Here is a 3,635-nt window from a genome sequence, read left to right as displayed (position 1 = left end):
GAGTGTCCAAGATTTGGGGGCCAGTTCAAACCCGCCAAATTGGTTTTCAGACGACCTTTATGCTAGGGTTTTCAAACGACTTTTGAGATCGTCTGAAAGTTTGAAACAATGGTTTGAACGGCAAACAACGCGTGCGTGCGTACTGCACACACCCTGCACGTCGGTTTTAAAGTCTGTGCTGCCCGCAGGTAGAGTGTGTGGCGTAGCCACGCACGCGGTTGGGGTGGATGCAGGCTACGCTTGCTGTTAAATAAAACAAAAGCATAATTTCCAATCCTATAAAATTCGTTATTGGCGATAAGAAAAGTAACGTGGGTATTGTCTCCTCTAACAAGCTCAAACAACCAAAAACAGGTGGCTTTTAGATTGATAAGTAAACCGTATCTATACTTGACTTGAGACCGTCAATTTTCAGACGACATCCAAGGTTGTCTGAAAATTCAAACTGCAAAATCAATATTTGTTTTCAGGCTGCCTTTTTAATACAATCCGTCCATGCTTTTCAAAGCGATTAGCGGCGGCTCTGCGTGTTTAACGGCAGGCAGAACTGTGCGGGCGGCGTGCCGATTCCGTATCCTGCGCTACGAAAGTGGCGGAAAGCAGAAAACCAAAGGCAAAAGCGTGTTTCGTCTAGTGGGAAAGACGGCGGGCATAGGGTCCGCAAACATGGGTTCAAATCCCATAACACATCGCTGATGGAAGTGTTTAGCTCACACGGTAGAGCATCAGAATTTCATTCTGACGGTAGCGGGTTCGATTCCCGCAACACAAGCATTTGAATTAGCTCATTGGGTAGAGCAAAGGACTCATAATCCTTATGTAACAGGTTCGATTCCTGTATTCAAAACCAAGCCTGTCGGGGCTTTATCCGACACTATCCTTTCACGATAGAAAAATGGTTTGTAAAACCGACATTTATTGGTCTCAAAAACCAAAAACGCAGTACCGCAACCTGCTGCTGCCGCTTTCTGCGCGGTGCGGCGTCGGACGGCGTTTCAGGCAGCCTGCACCATTGGGGTCGTCTGAAACCTATCCGCTACCACACCGCAAGGACAACGGGCAAGGCTTGCGGCCCGGCTGACGCAAAGGCGGGCATGTTACCGGCGCACGGCAAAACGGTTTAGGCAAGATGTGAAACTTAAGCCCTGCGCTGCTTTCATGCTCCCCGATGCACACACGGGTCCGCCGCCTTTGGCTGTTGCACAAGCGGCAGCGGCAGGTTGCCCCTATTTCTTTGGGTTGCCGTTTTCAGGCGGCCTGAAACGGGATTTGGGGCAACGGAAATGCCCAAGCCCAATCCATTTTAAAAAGGAAACGTCATGTTCAAAAATTTCGTCGTCAAACCCACCGAACGCCTTATCGTTCTGCTGGACGGCAGCCTGCACACCGTTCTCAATGCGGGGAAACACACCATTTGGCATTGGGGCAAGGAAATTGAAACACACAAACAGGACGCGACCGTGCTGCATGTGCAGTGGAACGGCATCGGCAGTTTGTTGAAAATCGTTTCGGAACGCAAAAAGGCGGAAAAATTCCTGCAAATTGTCCATAACCCTGCCGGACACAATACACTGGTATGGCACGATGAAATGCCCGTGTTTACCATGACCGACACTACGGACTATTGGGCGTTTTTCCGTCCTGAAAAAGGCGAATTGAATACGCTCACATTGGCGCACAACGAATACTGGCTGCCTGAAAACGTGCAAGAAACGCTGCTGTTGCGCAACCAAGTGCCGTCAAACTGCGAGAAATTTGTCGTGGAGCAACACGAACGCCTGCTTATCCGCATCAACGGGCGTTTGCAGCGCGTGCTGGGCGAAGGGCGGTATCTGCTGCAAAGCAAGGCGAGAGCGAAAAATAACGAAATCGAAATCGAACGGCAACACACTGCTAACGCAATGTATCATCAATGGGAAGACGCGCAGAAATGGGCGAAAGAGCAGCCTGAAAATCCGCAATGGCTGGTGCTGGAAAGCCCTGTGGGGCAAAACACGTTGGCGTGGCATCAGGATTTTGGCGCAAAGGTTGTGGCAAGCGGCGAACACGCAGCGTTTTGGCTGCCGGAAAATGGAGAAATCGAAACGCACACGCAGCCGAAAACCGAATACTGGCTGCCCGAAAATGTGCAGGCTGCTTTGCTGGCGCACGCCACGTTGGACAAACCCCTGCAAAAATATACCGTTAAAGCCAACGAACGCCTGCTAATTACCGAGCGCAACCGCCTGATGCGCGTGCTGGGCGAAGGCGATTATGTGCTGCTGTTGGGCGAGGAACATAAAGCCCTGTTTGCCGATACAGGCATACCCGTTTACGAAAACACGGCGCAACTGGCGCAATGGGCGGCGCAAAATCCCGAACTCGCAGCGGCGCATTGGCAGCGCGTGGAAGCCGGTGAAAACGAATTGCTGCTGTGGTCGCAAAACGGCAAGCTGCAAAACCTGATCCGCCCCAAAGAAGCGGCGTGGTTCTGGCGCGAAGCGGCGCAGCCGTATGAAATCCAACGTATTGATTTATCACAAGGTTTGGCAATCGATGCGGATATAGTGAAGCAGTTGCAGAACATTAATTTCGGCGGCCATCCTGTGTTCAAAAATGCAGTGCATACGGTAAACGTACCCGAACACCATCAGGGATTGGTCTATATCGACAACGTGCAGCAACCGCCCCTGACTCAGGGTCGTTACCACTATTGGCTGGTAAACCAGACGGTCGGCAGCCAAGTGGCGGATTTGCGTTTGCAGACTTGCGAAGTATCGGGGCAGGAGCTGCTGACTGAAGATAAGGTTACCGTACGCGCCAATGTGGTGTGCAACTACCGGATTACGGACGCGCCCAAATGGTTTGCTCAGCATCAATCGCCCGAAGAATATCTCTACCGCGAATTGCAGTTTGCCATCCGCGCGCTCATCGGCAGTAAAAGTATGGACACACTGTTGGCGGACAAACAGGGCTTGGATACGGAGCTGACCGCGCTCATCCGCGCCAAAGTGCCGCAGGGCGCGGAAATCGACAGCGCAGGCGTGAAAGACATTATCCTGCCGGGCGAAATCCGCAGCATCTTAACGCGCGTAGTGGAAGCCGAAAAATCCGCCCAAGCCAACAACATCCGCCGCCGCGAGGAAACCGCCGCCACACGTTCGTTGCTGAACACCGCGCGCGTGATGGAGGAAAACCCGACCGCCCTGCGTCTGAAAGAATTGGAAACATTGGAAAAAGTTACCGAGAAAATCGACAAGATTTCCGTGTACGGCGGATTGGACGGCGTGTTGAAAGGCTTGATTAATATTCAGCAGCCGAAATAGGATTTTTGGCCGTCTGAACACGCCGCACGGTACAAAAGCAGCCCGCACTTTAGAGATTTGGAAGTGCAGGCTGCTTTTTTGAGCTTGGGGAAGAAGATAGACAAACCGCCGCGTGCGTACCGCAGTCCCCCCCCCTCCGCATTGGTTTCAAAGTTCGTATAGTCGTAGGCAGAGTGTGTCGCGTAGCCACCGCGGGTACAAAATTTCAAACAACGCGCGCTTGCCAAAGGCACACCCCCTTGTATATCGGAACTCCCGTATCATAGCAACAAACCGCCCGGCCGCCATCCGTACACACCCAAGGCAAACAACCGTTGAGTAGCTTAGGGA

The 3,635-nt window shown here is 52.2% G+C and carries 3 protein-coding genes and 3 tRNA genes; 5 read left to right on the top strand and 1 reads right to left on the bottom strand.

What is annotated here, in order from left to right:
• The first annotated feature begins 619 nt into the window (after window positions 1–619).
• From HMPREF3066_RS13210 to HMPREF3066_RS12545, 5 genes are all read left to right on the top strand, one after another.
• Window positions 620–691: transfer RNA gene (locus tag HMPREF3066_RS13210), tRNA-Leu, on the top strand.
• 8 nt (window positions 692–699) lie between these two features.
• Window positions 700–769 (top strand) — tRNA-Glu (locus tag HMPREF3066_RS10085).
• A gap of 5 nt (window positions 770–774) precedes the next feature.
• Window positions 775–850: transfer RNA gene (locus tag HMPREF3066_RS10080), tRNA-Met, on the top strand.
• A gap of 45 nt (window positions 851–895) precedes the next feature.
• The gene (locus HMPREF3066_RS10075) at window positions 896–1,081 is read left to right on the top strand and encodes a hypothetical protein (RefSeq protein ID WP_070442654.1); all 186 of its coding nucleotides are present in this window, start codon (window positions 896–898) and stop codon (window positions 1,079–1,081) included.
• 238 nt (window positions 1,082–1,319) lie between these two features.
• Window positions 1,320–3,305, top strand: a complete 1,986-nt coding sequence (locus HMPREF3066_RS12545; RefSeq protein ID WP_083286445.1) for a slipin family protein — start codon at window positions 1,320–1,322, stop codon at window positions 3,303–3,305.
• Here the strand turns inward: HMPREF3066_RS12545 and HMPREF3066_RS12960 are convergent.
• On the bottom strand, window positions 3,290–3,514 hold the full coding sequence (locus tag HMPREF3066_RS12960) for a hypothetical protein (RefSeq protein WP_141743213.1): 225 nt from the start codon (window positions 3,512–3,514) through the stop codon (window positions 3,290–3,292). The genes HMPREF3066_RS12545 and HMPREF3066_RS12960 overlap by 16 nt on opposite strands.
• Window positions 3,515–3,635: the final 121 nt, after the last annotated feature.

The sequence above is a fragment of the Neisseria sp. HMSC03D10 genome (assembly GCF_001807625.1).
Classification (GTDB): Bacteria; Pseudomonadota; Gammaproteobacteria; order Burkholderiales; family Neisseriaceae; genus Neisseria; species Neisseria mucosa.
This window is presented reverse-complemented; position numbering and strand designations above follow the sequence as displayed.

Coding starts and splice junctions, on each gene's coding strand:
- HMPREF3066_RS10075 (WP_070442654.1), top strand. CDS start 896: ATGGTTTGTAAAACCGACATTTATTGGTCTCAAAAACCAAAAACGCAG.
- HMPREF3066_RS12545 (WP_083286445.1), top strand. CDS start 1,320: ATGTTCAAAAATTTCGTCGTCAAACCCACCGAACGCCTTATCGTTCTG.